Annotated in this window: 11 protein-coding genes; 4 read left to right on the top strand and 7 right to left on the bottom strand. The window is 70.5% G+C overall.

The window, feature by feature from the left end; all coding sequences use genetic code 11:
• Positions 1-5 precede the first annotated feature (5 nt).
• A complete protein-coding gene (locus ACE37J_RS01565) occupies positions 6-1,154 on the top strand; it encodes a DUF2333 family protein (RefSeq protein ID WP_409705975.1) in 1,149 nt (382 codons plus the stop codon).
• 6 nt (positions 1,155-1,160) lie between these two features.
• Here ACE37J_RS01565 and ACE37J_RS01560 read toward each other — a convergent pair whose 3' ends face one another.
• Together ACE37J_RS01560 and ACE37J_RS01555 are read right to left on the bottom strand one after the other, a co-directional pair.
• Positions 1,161-4,322, bottom strand: coding sequence for an efflux RND transporter permease subunit (locus tag ACE37J_RS01560; protein WP_409705972.1), 3,162 nt, complete (start codon positions 4,320-4,322; stop codon positions 1,161-1,163).
• On the bottom strand, positions 4,319-5,758 hold the full coding sequence (locus tag ACE37J_RS01555; protein WP_409705969.1) for an efflux RND transporter periplasmic adaptor subunit: 1,440 nt from the start codon (positions 5,756-5,758) through the stop codon (positions 4,319-4,321). The genes ACE37J_RS01560 and ACE37J_RS01555 overlap by 4 nt, the downstream gene beginning before the upstream one ends.
• Positions 5,759-5,951: 193 nt before the next feature.
• On the opposite strand from ACE37J_RS01555, the gene ACE37J_RS01550 reads away from it, so the two are divergent.
• From ACE37J_RS01550 to ACE37J_RS01540, 3 genes are all read left to right on the top strand, one after another.
• A complete protein-coding gene (locus ACE37J_RS01550; protein ID WP_409705966.1) occupies positions 5,952-7,079 on the top strand; it encodes a TAXI family TRAP transporter solute-binding subunit in 1,128 nt (375 codons plus the stop codon).
• A 64-nt stretch (positions 7,080-7,143) separates the two neighbouring features.
• Positions 7,144-9,096, top strand: coding sequence for a TRAP transporter permease (locus ACE37J_RS01545; RefSeq protein ID WP_409705963.1), 1,953 nt, complete (start codon positions 7,144-7,146; stop codon positions 9,094-9,096).
• A 54-nt stretch (positions 9,097-9,150) separates the two neighbouring features.
• Entirely contained in the window at positions 9,151-9,858 is a 708-nt protein-coding gene (locus ACE37J_RS01540) for a hypothetical protein (protein ID WP_409705960.1), read from the top strand.
• Positions 9,859-9,919: 61 nt separating this feature from the next.
• On the opposite strand, the gene ACE37J_RS01535 is transcribed toward ACE37J_RS01540, so the two are convergent.
• The 5 genes from ACE37J_RS01535 to folP form a co-directional block, all read right to left on the bottom strand.
• Complete coding sequence (locus tag ACE37J_RS01535) at positions 9,920-11,566, bottom strand: hypothetical protein (protein ID WP_409705957.1); 1,647 nt, start codon at positions 11,564-11,566, stop codon at positions 9,920-9,922.
• Complete coding sequence (locus ACE37J_RS01530; RefSeq protein WP_409705954.1) at positions 11,563-13,350, bottom strand: multiheme c-type cytochrome; 1,788 nt, start codon at positions 13,348-13,350, stop codon at positions 11,563-11,565. Before ACE37J_RS01530 ends, ACE37J_RS01535 begins: the two co-directional genes overlap by 4 nt.
• 11 nt (positions 13,351-13,361) lie before the next feature.
• Positions 13,362-14,693: a multiheme c-type cytochrome gene (locus tag ACE37J_RS01525; protein ID WP_409705951.1), complete on the bottom strand. Its 1,332-nt coding sequence runs from the start codon at positions 14,691-14,693 to the stop codon at positions 13,362-13,364.
• 191 nt (positions 14,694-14,884) lie between these two features.
• On the bottom strand, positions 14,885-16,213 hold the full coding sequence (gene glmM / locus ACE37J_RS01520; protein ID WP_409705948.1) for a phosphoglucosamine mutase: 1,329 nt from the start codon (positions 16,211-16,213) through the stop codon (positions 14,885-14,887).
• The gene (folP, locus tag ACE37J_RS01515) at positions 16,210-17,214 is read right to left on the bottom strand and encodes a dihydropteroate synthase (RefSeq protein ID WP_409705945.1); all 1,005 of its coding nucleotides are present in this window, start codon (positions 17,212-17,214) and stop codon (positions 16,210-16,212) included. Before folP ends, glmM begins: the two co-directional genes overlap by 4 nt.
• Positions 17,215-17,233: the final 19 nt, after the last annotated feature.

Below are 17,233 nucleotides of genomic sequence, written 5' to 3'. Positions count from 1 at the left end.
CGGGCATGGTGCGATTCTTCGACGTCCTGGTCGAGATCTGGGACCGGCTGCGCGGCCTCTTCGGCTTTCACCGGCTGACGCGGAAGGGCCGCGGCGCCGATCTCGAAGGGCGCGGCTTCTTCCGCCGCTTCGCCTATTTCCTGCGCCCGCTCCTGATGCTCCTGATCCTCGTCTATTTCGGGACGATGATCTGGCGCTTCGGCTTCACGCGCGGGAACGAGATGGACTGGCCGCAGCAGGCGCTCGCCGCGATGGCGGCGCCGGCGCCCGTCGAGGGCGCGCAGAGTTGCGAGATCAGCCGCGTCGTCGTCATGCAGCAGGCCCTTGTCGACATCCTCGTGAACCGGAACGACTGGGCGCCGGCCACCCCGCAATACAAGATCGGCGTGTTCGGCCTCCTCTCCTGGGAGGCGACGCCCTTCTTCGACAACAAGGCGAGCTTCCAGCGCGGCGCGCTCGCCGCCGCGCGGCGCATGTCGCTCGAGCTGACGGACACGCTCGGCCGCGTCCGCGGCACCTCGGGCGCCGACCCGAACCTCGAGGCGGCGCGCGGCCTCCTGCAGCTCGACGAGCGGACCTGGCTCGTCAACCCGTTCGACTCGCGGCTCCCCTTCCTCGCCACCTCCGCCGCATCCTCCTATCGCAACGCGATCGGCCAGTTCGCCGAATACAACCGCCGCCTCGCGACCTGCGAGGCGCTGTTCGACGCGCGGGCGGACAATCTCTTCCAGCTGATGGACCGGATCACCACCGATCTCGGCTCGAATGTGGAGCAGATCTCCCGCCGCAGCCTCAGCCGCGCCTGGGACCCGGCGACGAAGGCGTTCGTGGAGGGGACGGGCAACAATCTCGGCGTCTTCGACTTCCAGGCGGATAACCTGTTCCACGAGGCGCGCGGGCGGATGTTCGCCTATCACGGGCTGCTGCAGGCCGCGCGGATCGACTTCGCGGAGGTCATCGCGCAGCGCAACCTCGCCGATGTGTGGGACCGGATGGAGGCGCATATCGCGGAGGGCGCCGTGCTCTCCCCGCTCATCGTCTCGAACGGCAACGAGGACGGGCTCTTCGCCCCTGCGCACCTTTCCGCCATGGCGCAGAAGATGCTCCGCGCCCGCGCCAACATGACCGAGATACGGGACATTCTGGCCCGCTGACCCGGTTCAGGCGGCGCGCCGCCCGAGGCCCGGGCGGCGCCGGAGCAGATGCGCGCGCATCCGCCGGAAGGAGCGGATCGCGGAGCCGAGATCGTGCTGGATCGCGATCATCGCCGGCGTGACGAAGAGCACGAGGATCATCCCGAACGACAGGCCCCAGACGAGCGTGACCACCGTCGGCTTGAGGAAGAGCGCCTGCTGGCTCGTCTCGAACATCAGCGGCGCGAGGCCGCCCACCGTGGTCAGCGTCGTCAGCAGCACCGCCCGCAGCCGGTCCGCCGCCGCCTCCGCCAGCGCGGCGAGCCGCGGCCGGAGGCGCGAAAGCTCGTCCGCCCGCCGCACCAGCACGATGGAATCGTTCACGATGATGCCGGACATGCCGAGGAGCCCGACCACCGAGAAGAGCGAGAGCGGCAACCCCGCCCAGTGATGCCCCGCGATGGCGCCGACGATCCCGAACGGGATCGCCAGCACGATCACCAGCGGCCGCGTCCAGGAGCCGAAGATCCAGGCGAGAACGAGGTAGACGCCGGAGACGCAGAAGATGAAGCCGACCGTGGCGTCCGAGAGGAAGTCCCGCTCCTGCTCCGCCAGCCCGGCAAGCTCCGCCTTCACGTCGAACCGGCTCTCGATATCCGGGATGAGGCGGGTGCGGAGAAACTCCGAAACCTCCGCCGCCGCGGCCGGATCGTCCTCGGAGACGTCGCCGGAGACGCGGATCGTCGCCAGCCCGTCCTCCCGTCGCACGGCGGAGAAGCCGGTGCGCGCCGTCGTCTCGATCACTTCGGACAGCGCGACATGGGCGCCGGAGGGCGCGCGCACCCGCGCCCGGTCGAGGTAATCCGCGTTCATCTCCGCCTCGGGCAGCGAGACGAGGACTGTCGCCGTCCGCCCGTCGAGCAGGTATTCCGCCGCCTCGATCCCCGAGAGCCGGTTGCGGAGGTCCCGCCCCACGCTCTCCGTCGAGAGGCCGAGCGCCTCGCCCTTCGGCGTGAGGGTGAGGAGGAGCTCCGTCTTGTCCCAGGCCAGCGAATCCTCGACCGAGGTGACCGCGGCGAACTTCGTCAGCTCGAACTTCAGCGCCTCGGCGGCGGCCTTCAGCGTCTCCGCCTCGGCGCCGACGAGCTTCACGTCGATGGAATCGCCGCCCGGCCCCCGCCCGTCATGGCGGATCGCCATCGTCTCCAGCATGGGCAGGCGGGCGATCTCCTCCTCCCAGGCGGCGATGAAGACCCATTGCGAATAGGGCCGGAGGTCCGGGTCGATCAGCGTGACGGCGAGGCCGCCGAGCTGGTCCGGGTCCTTCGCGTCCGCGCCGGAAAGCCCGCGCCAGCCGATATTGCCGCCGACCTGCGCCACCGCATAGTCGAGCCCGGCGACGCCCCGCTCCTCCGCGAAGCGGGCGTTCACCCGCTCGAGCGCGGCCTGCATCTCGCGGAGCTGCGCCAGCGTGTCCTCCCGCGTCGCGCCGGGGAGCATGGCGATGTTGGCGTTGACGGTCGTGACCTCGGGCGAGGCCCAGAAGCGCCATGTCACCGTCCCGTCCCGGAACAGGGAGACCGAGAGCAGCACGGCGCAGATCGCCCCGGCGACGACCGCATAGCGGGCGCGGATCGCATGGCGCATCAGCGGCAGGAAGACACTGCCCCGGAACCGCTCGAACCCGCGGTTGAAGACCCGGCCCGGCGCGTCGTACCAGGCCTCCCGCGCCCTGCCGGCGAGCGCATGGCGCATGTGGGCGGGCAGGATCAGGAAGCATTCCAGCAGGCTCGCCGCCAGCACCGCGATCACCGTCAGCGGCACGTCGAGGATCATCGAGCCGAACCGGCCCGAGACGAAGGTGATGCCCGCGAAGGCGATGATCGTCGTGATCGTGGCGGCGAAGACGGGCGAGGCCATGCGGATCGCCCCCTCCTCCGCCGCGACGGCGGGCGGCAGGCCCGTCGCCGCCAGATGGTCCGCGTGCTCCCCCACCACGATCGCATCGTCCACCACGATGCCGAGGCAGATGATGAGCGCGAAGAGCGAGACCATGTTGAGCGTGATCCCGGCCATCCACATGAAGCCGATCGCCGCGCCGAAGGCCGCCGGCACGCCAAGGGCCACCCAGAAGGCCGTTCGCGCCGAGAGGAAGAGAAAGAGGAGCCCGACGACGATGGCGAGGCCGAGGAGCCCGTTTTCGAGCAGGATGTTCAGCCGGTCGGTGATCTGGTCCGCCTGGATCTGCGTGAGCCGGATCTCCACGCCCTCGGGCAATTCCGCCGCCAGCGCGTCCGCATGGCTCTGCACGAGCCGCTGCATGGCGATGGAATCGCCCTTCTCCTCCCGGTCCACCCGGAGCGTGACGGCGGGGTTCTCCCCCCAGAAATAGGCGACGCCCTTCTCCACCCCCTCCGTCTCCACCGTCGCGACATCGCGGACGAGGAGCCGCTCGCCCCCTGCGTCGGAGCGGATCGTGATCCCCCCGATCTCCTCCGCGCTCCGCCGCGTCTCCCCGGTGCGGAGCCGGGCGCCGCCTTCCGAGACGGCGCCGGCCGGCCGGCTCTCCGCCCCGGCGCGGATCGCGGCGGCGATCTCGGCGAGCGTCAGGTCGTGCCGCACCAGCATCGCCTCGGGCGTCGAGACGCGGATCACCGGGTCCTCCGCGCCGAAGATCCGCGTCCGCGTCACCCCGGCGCGGAAGAGGCGCGTCTGCAATTCGGCGGCGTAGCGCGTGAGCTGCGCCACATCGGCGGGGCCGTGGATCACCACGTCCGTCACCCGGTCGCGATAGGCGGCGCGGGTGACGACCGGCTCCTCCGCCGTGTCGGGGAGATTCAGCACCGCGTCCACCGCCGCCTTCACGTCGTCGGTCCCGCGGCTCATGTCCCAGCCTTCGGTGAACTCGACGGAGATCACCGCCCGCCCCTCCCGCGCGGTCGAGGCGGTCGATTCCACCCCTTCGAGCGCGAGGAGCGGCGGATCCAGCACCGCGACGATGGCGCGGTCCACGTCCTGCGGCCCGGCCCCCGGCCAGAGGACGGAGACGGTGACGCGCTCCACCACGATGTCCGGCAGGTACTGGCTGCGGAGATTCGTGGCGGAGACGAGCCCGCCGACCAGCATGAAGAGGAGGAGGAGGTTCGCCGCCGTCGGATGGCGGGTGAAATAGCGGATGAGCGCGTTCATCCCGCGCGGCCCATGCGCGTCTCCAGCTCGTCCACGATCCCGGCCGGCGCGCGCCCGCTCCTGAGCGCGTCGAGCAGCCGGGCGCGGGCCGGGGCCGGCATCTCGTCCGCCTCGACGAAGCGGATGAGCCGCAGCCGCCGCTCCGGGTCGAGCTCCACCAGCGGCTCCGGCGCGCGCTCCAGCGGGCGGACGAGCACGCCCGGCCCGAGCTGCGGCGCGCGGGCGGCGACGTATCGCGCGCCGTCCGGCGCGCCGGAGACGATCAGCAGGTCGCCCTGCCGGCGGAGGATCGTCGTCAGGAGCGGGCGAAGCCGGCTCTCCGCATCCACGAGCAGAAGCTCCCCGCGTTCGTCCGCCGCCGCGGCGGGGATGATCGCCACCTCGGCGAGCGGCGGCTCCTCGACCGTGACGGAGACGAAATCGCCCGGCCGGAAGATCGCGGCCGCCTCCGGGTCGAGCCGCGCATAGACGAGCCGCCCCGTCTCCCCCGCGCCGACCATCGCGCCCGCCCGCTCGATCACCCCCGGCGCGGAGAGCGGCGCCGAACCCGCGGAGAGGGAGACGAGCACCGGCCGCTCGACCAGCCGGCCCTTCGCATCCAGCAGCCGCGCGAACTGCTCCGTGGTGACGCGAAACGCGGCTTCGAGCGCGCCGGGGTCGATCAGCGCGGAGAGCCGCTCGTTCCGCGCCACGAGCCCGCCGCGGACGACGGAAACCTCCGCCACCAGCCCGTCGAAGGGCGCGCGGATCACGGTGTCCGCCAGCGCGCGCCGCGCCTCCGCGAGCGCGATCTCCGCCCGGTCCCGGTTCAGCGCCGCCCGGTCGATGCGGATTTCGGCGGAGATCACGGCCTGCCGGCGGCTGGCGAGCGCCTGTTCCGCCGCGGCGAGCATCATCTCCGACTCCTCGACCTCGGCCGAGGTCGAGACGCCGCGCCCGGCGAGGTCCCGCCGCCTTTGCGCCCCCGCCTCCCTCAGCGCGCGCTGCGTCTCCGCCGCCTCCGCCTCGATCCGGGAGATGACGACCGCCTGCCGCGCCTCGGCGAGGTCCGCCTCCGCCTCGCGCAGCGCCGCCTCCGCATCCCCGACGGCGGCCTCGTATTCGCTCGGATCGATCCGGAGGAGCACGGCGCCGGCGGAGACGGCGGCGCCGTCCCGGAACTCGGGGGCGATCTCCACGATCCGCCCGGCGGCGGAAGCGCGAAGCTCCAGCGTCCGCCAGCTCGCGATCTCGCCATAGGCGTCGATCACGGGGCGGGCCACGCCGGTCTCTATCTCGCGCATGTCCACGGCGAAGACGCGCTCGGCGGCGGCCTCCGCCGGGCGCGAAGGGGCCTCGCGCCGCGCGTCGGCGAACCGCCAGCCGCCCCAGAGGAGAAGGCCGGCGGCGACCGCAAGCCAGAGTCCGCCTGCGATGCTCCGCGTCAGAAACCGCATGTCCGCCCCTTGATCCTGCGTCGGGCATGATAGCGCCTTTCGCCCGAAAGGCGCATCCATAGCATGCGATACGGCGCCGCCCCGCGGCTCCGTCGCCGAACCGGCCGTTCGCGCTTGAACCGAGCGCCGCCCCCTGTTCATATCCGGCGCAAAGCCGCCCGTGTCCGGAGGCGGCCGCAATCGGAGGAAAGTCATGAAATTCACGCCCATCGTCGCCGCCGCCGCGCTGTTCGCGGCCCCGGCCTTCGCGCTGGAGCTGCCGAAACAGCTGACCTGGACGGCCTATGACACCGGCTCCGCCGGCTACAACCAGGCCGTCGCCATCGGCTCCGCGCTCCAGAACGCCGCGGGCACGAGCCTTCGCGTCCTGCCCGGCAAGAACGACGTCTCGCGCACCGAGCCGCTCCGGCAGGGCCGCGTCGAGTTTTCCGCCACCGGGGTCGGCGGCTCCTTCATGGCGCAGGAAGGCGTGTTCGAATTCGGGGCCGAGAACTGGGGGCCGCAGAAGATCCGCGTCATCCTCGCCAACAATGGCGGCGCGGTCGGCCTCGCCGTCGGCGTTGCGGCGGACGCCGGGGTGACGACCTATGCCGACCTGAAGGGCAAGCGCGTCGCCTGGATCGCCGGCGCCCCGGCGCTCAACGTCAATGTCGGCGCCTATCTCGCCTATGGCGGGCTGACCTGGGACGATGTGGAGCGCGTGGATTTCGGCGGCTTCGGCGACAGCTGGAAGGGCCTGACCAACGGGCAGGTGGACGCCGCCTTCGCCTCCACCAATTCCGGCCTCGCCTATGAGGCGGCCGCCGGCCCGCGCGGCCTGATGTGGCCGCCCATCGACCCCAACAACGCAGAGGGCATCGCCCGGATGCGGGATATCGCCCCCTTTTTCGCGGCGATGACCGCGACGGTGGGCGCCTCGATCGACGGCGGGCCGGGCGCGCCGACGGCGGGCTACGCCTATCCGGTGCTGACCGCGATGGACACGCAGGACGCCGACCTCGTCTACAACATGACGAAGGCGATGGTGGAGCTTTTCCCCGAATATGACGGCAAGGCCCCCGGCATCGGCGGCTGGGCGCTCGCGAAGCAGGACTTCCAGTGGGTCGTCCCCTATCACGAGGGCGCCGTGCGCTACTTCACGGAGGCCGGCGTCTGGACGGACGAGGCCGAGGCGCACAACGCCAACCTCATCGCCCGGCAGGAGGCGCTCGCCGCCGCCTGGGAAGAGCTGAAGGCCGCCGCCCCCGCGAACTGGGAGGAGGCCTGGGCCGCCAAGCGCAACGAGGCGCTGACCGCCGGCGGATTCGCCCTCGTCTTCTGAGCGGCGCGGCTGACCTCGGCGCGGCGGGCCCCGCCGCGCCGACCCTGACCGAAGGGCGAGCATCATGGCATCCTCAGACCCGCGCGACGCGGCCCTCGCGCCGCCCGCGCCCATGTCCCGCGCCGCGGAGCTGGCGACGGCGGTCCTGACGCTCGCCGCCATCGCGCTCTCGATCCATCAGCTCTTCAACATCCAGCTCTTCGGGATCGTGCTGATCGAGGGGCGGTATCTCTACATCCTCGCCGGGCTCTTCCTCTCGCTCACCTTCCTCGTCTTTCCGCTCAACCGGGCGAAGGGCGCGCAATGGCATGACTGGGCGCTCTTCGCCCTCGCCCTCGCCGTCAGCGCCTATTTCGCCGCCACCGCGCTTCAAAGCCTGACAAGCGGCTGGGAATTCGCGGCGCCGGACGAGGCGCGCTGGGCCTCGATCATCCTTTATCTCCTGATCCTGGAAGGGACGCGCCGCGCCGGCGGGCTGGTGCTCTTCATTCTCGTGGCGCTGATCTCGCTCTACCCCACGGTGGCGGACAGGATGCCGGGGCCGATCTCCGGCTTCGCCTCCCCGTTCTGGGATCTCGCGCCCTATCACATGATCTCTTCCGAAAGCTCCTTCGGCATCCCGATGCGCGCCTTCGGCTCCCTCGTGATCGGCTTCATCCTCTTCGGCGCGGTGCTGCAGCAGACGGGCGGGGGCAAGTTCTTCAACGACCTCGCCCTCGCGCTCGTCGGCCGCTTCCGCGGCGGCGCGGCGAAGGTGGCGATCTTCGCCTCGGGCTTCATGGGCTCGATGTCGGGCTCCGTCATCTCCAACGTGCTGACGACGGGCGCCGTCTCCATCCCCGCGATGAAGAAGACCGGCTTCTCCGCCCGCTACGCCGCGGCGACGGAGGCCTGCGCCTCGACCGGCGGCGTCCTCATGCCGCCGATCATGGGGGCGACGGCCTTCGTCATGGCCTCCTTCCTTTCCCGCCCCTATATCGAGATCGCGATGGCGGCGGCGATCCCCTCGCTCCTCTTCTATTTCGGCCTTTTCGCGCAGATCGACGCCTACGCCGCGCGGCGCGGGCTGAAGGGGCTGGAGCGGGCGGACGTGCCGAGCCTTTCCGGCGCGATGAAGGACGGCTGGCCCTATATCGCCGTCTTCGCCGTGCTCATCTTCCTGATGGTCGCCTGGCGGATGGAGACGCTGGCGCCCTTCTACGCCACCGCGCTCCTCCTCCTCATCAACCAGCTCCTGAAGCGGCACCGCTTCACCGGCGCCGGGGTGCTCACGCTCGTCGTCGGCATCGGGCGCGCGCTGGCGGAGCTGACGGCGGTGCTGCTCGGCGTCGGCCTCATCGTCGGCGCCTTCTCGGCCACCGGGCTTGCGGGCACGCTGGTGAACGAGCTGATCTTCCTCGCCGGGGAATCGACCATCGCCCTCATCCTGATGGGCGCGCTCACCGCCTTCGTCTTCGGCATGGGGATGACGGTGACGGCCTGCTACATCTTCCTCGCCGTCGTGCTCGCCCCCGCGCTGGAGCAGGCGGGGCTGAACCAGCTCGCCGTCCACCTTTTCATTCTCTACTGGGGGATGGTGAGTTTTATCACACCGCCGGTCGCCCTCGGCGCCTTCGCGGCGGCGACGATGGCGGGCGCCGGGCCGATGCGGACGGGGCTGGAGGCGATGCGCCTTGGCGGCGTGATCTACATCGCGCCCTTCTTCTTCATCCTCAACCCGGCGCTGGTCGGCGAGGGGACGACGGAGGAGGTGCTGGTCACGCTCACCACGGCGCTCGCCGGAATCTGGCTTATTTCCGGGGCGCTTCAGGGCTATCTGAGCCTTGTCGGGCGGCTCGGGGACGGGGCCGCCGGCCTCGCGCTCCGGACCGCGCTTGCGGTCGGCGGCTTCCTCCTCGCCATGCCGGGCGGGGGGGAGACGGGGCTCTCCCACACCGCGCTGCTCGTCGCCGGCCTCGCCCTCTCGGCCCCTGCGGTGCTCTATGCGGCGACGGCGGGGCGGCGGCGGCCCGCTTGACCGGCAAGCGCGATTCGGGCGATTTTTAGTCAATTATTGTTCTGGAGGTCGCGCATGAAGCACTTCGCTTTCGCATCCGCTCTCGCAGCGGGACTTTTCGCCGCCGCCTCGGCCCTCGCCGCGCCCGTCGCGCCGCCGGGCGGCGCCATCGCCGGCGCATCGGGAACCTTCGCCTCGGAACGGGGGGTGGACGGCTTCGACATCATGATCAACGGCTCCTTCTTCGCCGCATCGAACCTGGCGAGCACGTCAGCGCCACGGAATTTCATCGCCTCCGCCGAGATCGGCCTCAACGGCTCCACCGTGTTCGGCGGTTCGGCGGAGACGGGCCCGGTCGTGATCGACGATCTCCTCTTCGCCGGGCTCGCGATCTTCGGACCGACGATCGACGTGACGACCTTCGCGCCGCCGCTCATCGAGGGCGTGTTCGACATCAAGGATGTCGATCTCTCGCTTTTCGGAACATCCCTCACCGACCTGCTGCCCTTCGCCCCGCTCCTGCCCGAAGTCGCCTTTTCCGTCGCGCTGACCGGGTTCGGCGGAAACGCTGTCGAAGGAACCTTCGGGTTGACGACCTTCCTCTCGGACGCGCTTCTCGGCGCGACCGGTCTTGGCGCGCCGCCGGCCTCCGCCACGTTCAGCGGCGAATTCGCGATACAGCCCGTCCCCGTCCCGGCCGCGCTGCCGCTCGCGCTCACCGGCGCGGCGCTCCTCGGCGGGCTCGGATGGCGCAAGCGCCGCAAGGCCGCGCGAGCCGCCTGACCTGGCGCCGGACATGCGAAGGGCGGCCCCATGGGCCGCCCTTTTCCGTGCCCGCCCCGGCTCAGAACTTGTAGCGAAGCTCCAGCCGCGCGCCGTAGAGGTCGTCCGCCGGCCCGTCCTGCACGCCGTAGATCGCATCGGCGCGGATGATGAACTGGTTCGTGATCGGGATCTGGTAGCGCAGGCTGAACGCATACTGGTTGTCGCTCACCGCCCCGTTCTCCCCGTCCCACGGGATCACCACCGCGACCTCGCCGACGAGTTGCTGGTCGAGCCCGAAGAGATACTGGACGCCGATGGCCCCGCCCAGCGTATCCCCCGCCGTCGGGTCGAGCGTGGGGAAGCCGGTGAGGTTGTCCGTCTCGAAGGCGAGGCCGGTATTCTTCAGCACTCCGCCCGCCGCCCCGGCGCGGGCCACGGATTGCGGGTTGTCCTTGCCGAGCCAGAAATTCGCGTAGGGAATCAGCGTCAGCGGCAGATGCGTGATGAGCGCATTCTCCGACAGGAGGAGGAACCCGTTCGCCGCCTTCTTCCGCCCGCCGCCCGGCGCCTGCCCGATATTGACGATGGCGCGCGTGGCGTTGGAGACCTTGCCGAAATACCGCTTGGAAAAGCCCGCCGTGAGGTTGAGATAGGAGAAGTCGCCGTCCGATTTGTCCTTGTCGTGGATATAGGCGACCCCGGTTTCGAGATATCCTTCCGCGACGTCGAAGAAGCCGGCGACGCCGATCATCGCCGCCTCCGCGTCGTCCTGCAGGCCGGCGCCGTTCCGCACGCCGGGCGTCGTGATCTCCTGGGCGCCGCCGAAGAAGGTCAGGTCGAAATTGGTGATCCCGAGCGCCGCGCTGTTCTTCGCCGGGATCGTGAAGGCGGCGCCGATGAAGGCGTCCTCCAGCCAGATCCCGTTCTGGAAGAGGAGCGGCATCCGCCCGAAGGAGAAGGGAAGGTCCCAGGGCTGGTATTCGTCCGAAAGCCCCGCGACGATGGCGCCGAGATCGCCTTCGAAGAAGAGCGTCGTCGGCTGGTTCCCGAGCTTGACGCTCGGGTCCTGCTTCCGGTCCCGGTCCGGCCCGGCGAACTCCCACCGCGTCTGGTTCGCGCCGTTCTGGAAGGGCTCCCAGAACATCAGCACGCGCTCCGTGCCCGTCAGCTGGAGATTGGCGAAGAGGTTGAGGTCGACCGCCGCCTGGCCGACTTCCTTGCCCGCGGCGTCCTTGTTGTAGGCGATGGCCGTCCGCGCATCGCCGAAGAGGATGAGCTGCGGCGTGATCCGGTTCTTCTCCCCGAAGATGGCGTAGCCCTCGCCGATCTCGCCCGGCCCGTACAGATCGCGCCCGATCTCCAGCAGCGGGCGGGCGACGGGCACCGCGCTCTTGCCGCCATAGATCTGGATCTGCGCCTCCGGGTCGTAGACCTCGGAATAGGTCGGGTCCGACTTGAAGGCGCCGTCGTCGAATTCCGTCTCCCGCGTCCGCGGGTCGCGCTCGGGCGGGCGCAGATCGGCCGCGAGGTCGGCGATCTCCATCGCCGCGCGCCCCGGAAAGCCACGGATCGGCGCGGCGGCGAGCGGGGCGGCGAGCAGCAGCGCCCGGTCCGCCTCGTCGAGCGCGAGCCCGAGATCGACGGGCGCGCCGGCCGCCGCGGCCGCCCCGGTGGCGAGCAGCGCGGCGGCGGAGGCGCCGCGCCGGAGAAGGCTCGCGATGCTCACTCCGTCACCTCGAACTCGACGGCGACCGGATGGATATCGATCATCCATTCGTTCATCGTCCGCTCCATCTCCTCCGTCGCGAGGACGAACCGCATGAAATACATCGGCTCCGCCCGGCTCCGGAGCCGCCCCTGGATGCGCCATGTCCCCGGCCGGTCGATCAGTTCGCCCGGAACCTTGTATTCCGCATCCTTGAACCCGAGCGGCGGGATGGAGCGGCCCTCCATCCGGATGAAGGGCGGATGGTTCAGCACGGAGGAGGGCACGCCCGAGGGCCGGATATGCGGAATCTGGTCGATGTCGAAATTGACCGGCAGATACATCTCCCGGTCCGGCCCCTTCACCGAGGTGACGAGGAACTTGGTCTGGAGGTTGAAGAGCTGGTCGTCATGCTCGATCGTCCCCGCGGCCACGTCCGTCGAGTGGATGTCCGCCATGTCGCCGATGCTGTCCACATAGCCGGACTCGAACACGGTCTTCCCGTCCGGGTCGATCAGCGCGACGTTGAGCCAGATCTCGGGCTGCGCGCCGAGCGAGCCGGAGGGGAGGTTGTGCCCCTCGTCGATGTTGTTCACGCGGAAGCGGAAGGCGAGGTCGCGGCCCACCTTCGGCCCGCCATCGTCGAAGAACGGCCCGTCGAGGCGGGAGGAATTCTCCATCACCGCGATCCGGTCCTGCCGCTTCAGCTCCAGGAGCCGCAGGTTCTGGTCGAGCACGTAGCGCGCCGTCTCCCGCTCCTGCCGTTCGCGCCAGACATCGGGGAAATCGGCGGCGACGTCACCGCGCGCCAGCCTGTCCTCCCAGTCCGGAACGCCCCAGCCGGCGCGCCAGTCGAACCGCAGCCATTCGGTGATGGACCAGTTGAGCGCCCGCGGGTTGAACGGGAAGATGCCGGGATGGGCGATCGGATAGCCCGGCCCGAAGAAGGCGTGGTTCGAATGCTTGCGGTTCGGGTCGCCGACAGGGCGCCCGTTCACGATGGCCACCGGCCATGTCTCGTAGCCGTTATGCAGGCCCGGGTCCTTGCCCATATGGCAATCCTGGCAGGTGATCCCCTTCTCCGCCGCCGGGGAGGCGCGATACTGCTCCCAAACGACTTCGAGCTTGATGCCGGGATGCACGGCGACCTGGTGGCAGGAGACGCAGAACTCCGATTTCGAGATCTGGTCGAACTGGATGGCGCCGAGATGCATCGGGCTCCCGCTGTCCTCCGGGCCGGTGGCGACGCCGTAGCGGTCCGCATCCTCCAGCACCGTCGCGATGCCGGGGCCGTTGCCGGCGCCCTTCATCGGCTCGTAGATCGTGCCGGGAGTGATGTGCCGCTCCCCGTTCACCTTGCCGAACTGCGCCGCGGCGCGGTGGCAGGTGACGCAGGTGATCCCCTCCCGGCTGATCTGGCTCCGCTCCCAGAGCGGTTTTTCCCTCGGCTCGGCGAGCTGCGTCCCGATCTGCTGGTGGCACCGCACGCAGAAGGTGTTGATCGTGCCGGAGGCGAGCTCGTTCAGCCGCTGCTCGAACCGGTGGAACATCGGGCTGATCGAGGCGTAGGCGTGGTTGGAGGAGGCCCATTGCCAGAAGATCTTCTGGTGGCATTCCGCGCATTGGACGGCGGAGGGGAACTCCGATTCCTTGAAGACGGCGGCGTGCGGGTCCGCCGGCGCGCGGAGCTCGTTCCGCTGCGCGACGGAGAAGGTTGCGTCCGTCGGCGTCTCGGGCTGCGTCTGCGCTGCGGCGGCCCCGGCGAGCCCGAGGAGGGCGAGGGCGGCGAACAGGAGCGGTCGCATTTCGTGACTCCTCATCTGGCGGCGATGCGCGCGATTTCCCCGAGGGAGGCGCGCACATCAGCGGCTGAATAGGCGTTTGCGGAGGCGAAGGCGGAGACGCCCCGCGCCATCGCGTCGAGCGCGGCGGCGGCGTCGGCGGCGGAAAGGGCGTCGAGCCGGTCCAGCTCGTCCACCAGCGATCCGGCGGAAAGCACGGCCTGCTCCGCCGCCTCGTATTCGGAAAGCCGGCCGTCCTGATAGGCGCGGGCGATGCGGATGAGGGAGCGGCGATTGTCCTCCACCGTGAACTCGTGCGCCTTCAGCTTCGCCTCCACCGCTTCGAGCGTCCGCTTGAGATCGGCGGAGGAGGCGATCACCGCCTCCCAGCTTTCGGCGGAGCGGCGCTTCAGCGCCTCGACGTCCTCGCGGATGCGGGCGGCGAGGCCGGGGTCCACAAGCTCCGCCGCAAAGCCCGCGAAGAGGATGTTGGCCGACTTGATGCGCGGCAGCGCCACCCGCTCCACCCCCGGCCCCTTCTGGGAGCGGTGGCAGGCGCGGCATTCGAAATGCGAAAGCTCGGGGAAGAGCCCCTTCGGCCCGTGCTTCGGATCGACGACCAGCTCGAGGATGCGCCGCGCCTGCGCAACCTGCCCGAGCGCCCAGACCTTGACGCCGAAGGGCCAGGGCTTCCGCTGGAGATAGTCGTCATCCACGGTGAAATGGGCGTAGCCGGCGCGGTTCTCCGGGTTCGTCTTGGTGAACCAGGAATAGAAGCCAAGTTCGAACGGCAGCGTCGGATGCCCGGCCGCCATCATGTTGTGGCTGACGAAGCGCTCCCCGTCCCCGACATGGCAGCCGAGGCAGAGATCGGCGCGGGCTGACGGGTCCGTCGTCGGATACATGCCGTTGGCGAGATTCTCGCCATAGAAATAAAGGCCCGCCGTATGGACGCCGAGCCAGGCCGAGGCCGGGCCGTGGCAGGCCTCGCAGGTCACGCCTTCCGTGATGTCGAAGCTCTCCTCGCGCTTTTCCGGCGGGAGCGGCAGGGCGTGGCAGCCGAGGCAGAGCTTCTGCTCCGTCGGCGCGCCGAGGCCGAGCCGCGCCGTGATCGCCTTCGCGCGCGGCGAGTTCAGCGCCGTCCAGGAGTTGGCGTGCGGGTCGCTCTCTTTCCAGACGATGTATTCCCGCTGGCTCACCGCGGAGTTCGGCCAGGGCTCCGAGGCGGCATGGCAGGTCGATGCGCCGCAGGTCGTCGCCCCGAGCGCGACGCCGAGCGCGGCCTCACCTGCGAGAGCGGCCGCGGGTCCGAACCCGAAAAGTATAATCGCCGCAGCGATCCGCGCGAATATCGCCCAGCCCCGCATTTCTATCTTTCGATCGGGCGCGCACAGCGCCTTGGACACAGTTCACAACTGTACGAAACGACATTACGTCGCAGGCCACAGGCTTGCAATCTCAATTCGGATTCACACCTGAGATGGTTGGCTTCGCCTGTGACGATACCAATGCGCCCGCCTTGTCGGCGTGGCTGTGCATTTTCGCACACAACCCGGCTTCAGGCGCCGGCCACTTCCGCTGCAATGCCGGAGACGATCTCGCGCACCAGCGCCTCGTCCTCGCCCTCGGCCATGACGCGGATCACCGGCTCCGTGCCCGAGCGGCGGATCAGGAGCCGCCCCTTCCCGGCGAGCCGCGCCTCCCCCTCCCGGATCGCGGCGAGAACGGGCGCCGCCTGCATCGGGTCCGGCCCCTCGCGGCGGTAGCGCACGTTCTGCAGCACCTGCGGCAGCGGCGCGAACATCCGCAGCACCTCGGAGGCCGGCTTCCCGCTCTGCTGGATCGCCGCGAGCACCTGGAGCGCGGCGACGAGCCCGTCCCCCGTCGTGGCGTAATCGGTGAGGACGACATGGCCGGATTGCTCGCCGCCGAGATTGAGCCCGCGCGCCCGCATCTCCCGCACCACGTGCCGGTCCCCGACCGGGGTGCGCACGAGGCCGAGCCCGACGCCGCCGAGCATCCGCTCCAGCCCCATGTTCGACATCACGGTGGTGACCACGGCCCGCCCCGAGAGCCGCCCCGCCTCGCGCCAGCGCGCCGCGATTAGCGCGATGATCTGGTCGCCGTCCACGATCCGCCCGGTCTCGTCGATCAGGATCACCCGGTCCGCATCCCCGTCGAGCGCGACGCCGAGCGCGGCGCCATTGGCGACGACCCAGGCGGCGGCGGCGTCCGGCGCGGTCGAGCCGCACTTCTCGTTGATGTTGGTCCCGTTCGGGGAGACGCCGAGCGGCAGAACCTCCGCCCCCAGCTCCCAGAGCACGGTCGGCGCGGTGCGATAGGCCGCGCCGTTGGCGCAATCCACCACCACCTTCAGCCCGGAAAGCGAGAGCGCCTTCGGGAAACTGGCCTTCGCGACCTCGATATAGCGGCCGACCGCATCGTCGAGATGCTTCGCGCGCCCGATCTCCCGCGAGGGGGCGAGCGCGGGCCGGTCCATCAGCGCCTCGATCCCCGCCTCGTCCTCGTCCGAGAGCTTGAACCCGTCGGCGCCGAAGAACTTCACGCCATTGTCCTCGAACCCGTTATGCGAGGCGGAGATCATCACGCCGATATCGGCGCGCATCGAGCGGGTGAGCATCCCGATCGCCGGGGTCGGGATCGGGCCGGTGCGCAGCACCTCCATGCCGACGGAGGTGAAGCCCGCCTGCATCGCCGCCTCCAGCATGTAGCCGGAGAGCCGCGGGTCCTTCCCGATCACCACGCGATGCGCCCCGCGCGTGAAATAGCGCCCCGCGGCCATGGCGAGGCGCATCGCCGTCTCCGCGGTCAGAACGCTTCCGTTCGCCTCGCCGCGCACGCCGTCCGTGCCGAAAAGGCCGCTCACCGCCGCTCCTCCGCAAAGCCCGAGGCGGCGGACCAGACGGTCAGCGCCGCCCGCGTCTCCGCCACGTCATGCACACGCAGGATATGCGCGCCCTGGGACGCGGCGGCGAGCGCGGCGCCGAGCGAGCCGGCGAACCGCGCGGAGGGCTCGTCCACCCCGGTCAGCGCGCCGATGAAGCGCTTGCGCGAGGCGCCGACGAGCAGGGGCCGCCCTAGCCCGTGGAAGGCCGCGAGCCCGGCGAGGAGCTGGAGATTGTGCGCCCCGGTCTTGCCGAAGCCGATCCCCGGGTCGACGATCACCCGCTCCGGCGCGACGCCCGCCTCGGCGCAGGCGGCGATCCGCGCCTCGATCCAGGCGTAGACCTCGATCAGCGCATGGCGATAGCTCGGCGCGTCCTGCATCGTCCGCGGGTCGCCCTGCGCGTGCATCAGCACGACGGGGCAGGCGAGCGAGGCGGCGAGCGCCAGCGAATCCGGGTCGTGCGACAGCGCGGAGACGTCGTTCCAGATCGCCGCGCCCGCTTCGATCGCGGCGCGCGCCGTCGAGGCGTTGCGCGTGTCGATGGAGATCGGCGCCTTCAGCCCCGAAGCGACCATCCGCTCGATGACGGGCAGGACGCGGTCCTGCTCCTCCGCCGGGCTGACGGGCCGCGCGCCGGGGCGCGTGGATTCCCCGCCCACATCGATGAAGGCCGCGCCGGCCGCCGCCATGTCGAGCCCGCGCCGCGCCGCCTCCCCCGCGCTCTCGCCCGGCCGCCCGTCCGAGAAACTGTCCGGCGTCACGTTCAGCACGCCCATCACCTGCGGCCGGTCCAGCGCCACGCCCGCCGCCGGAGCGCGCGGCGCCGCGAAGGTGGCGAGGGCGTCGGGCGCCACAGATTTCAGCGGGAGCTTCCGGGATTCGCGGTTGACGCTCACCGTCTCGACCTTGTGGAAGCGGACGGGGCCGCCCGCCAGCGTCATGCCGTCGCCGCCGCCCCCGGCCTCACAGATCGGCCGCAACAGGAAGTCTCTCAACTGG

Source organism: Pikeienuella sp., assembly GCF_046290545.1.
Taxonomy (GTDB): Bacteria; Pseudomonadota; Alphaproteobacteria; order Rhodobacterales; family Rhodobacteraceae; genus Pikeienuella.
The sequence above is the reverse complement of the archived record's forward strand: the minus strand, read 5'-3'. Positions and strand labels throughout refer to the sequence as shown.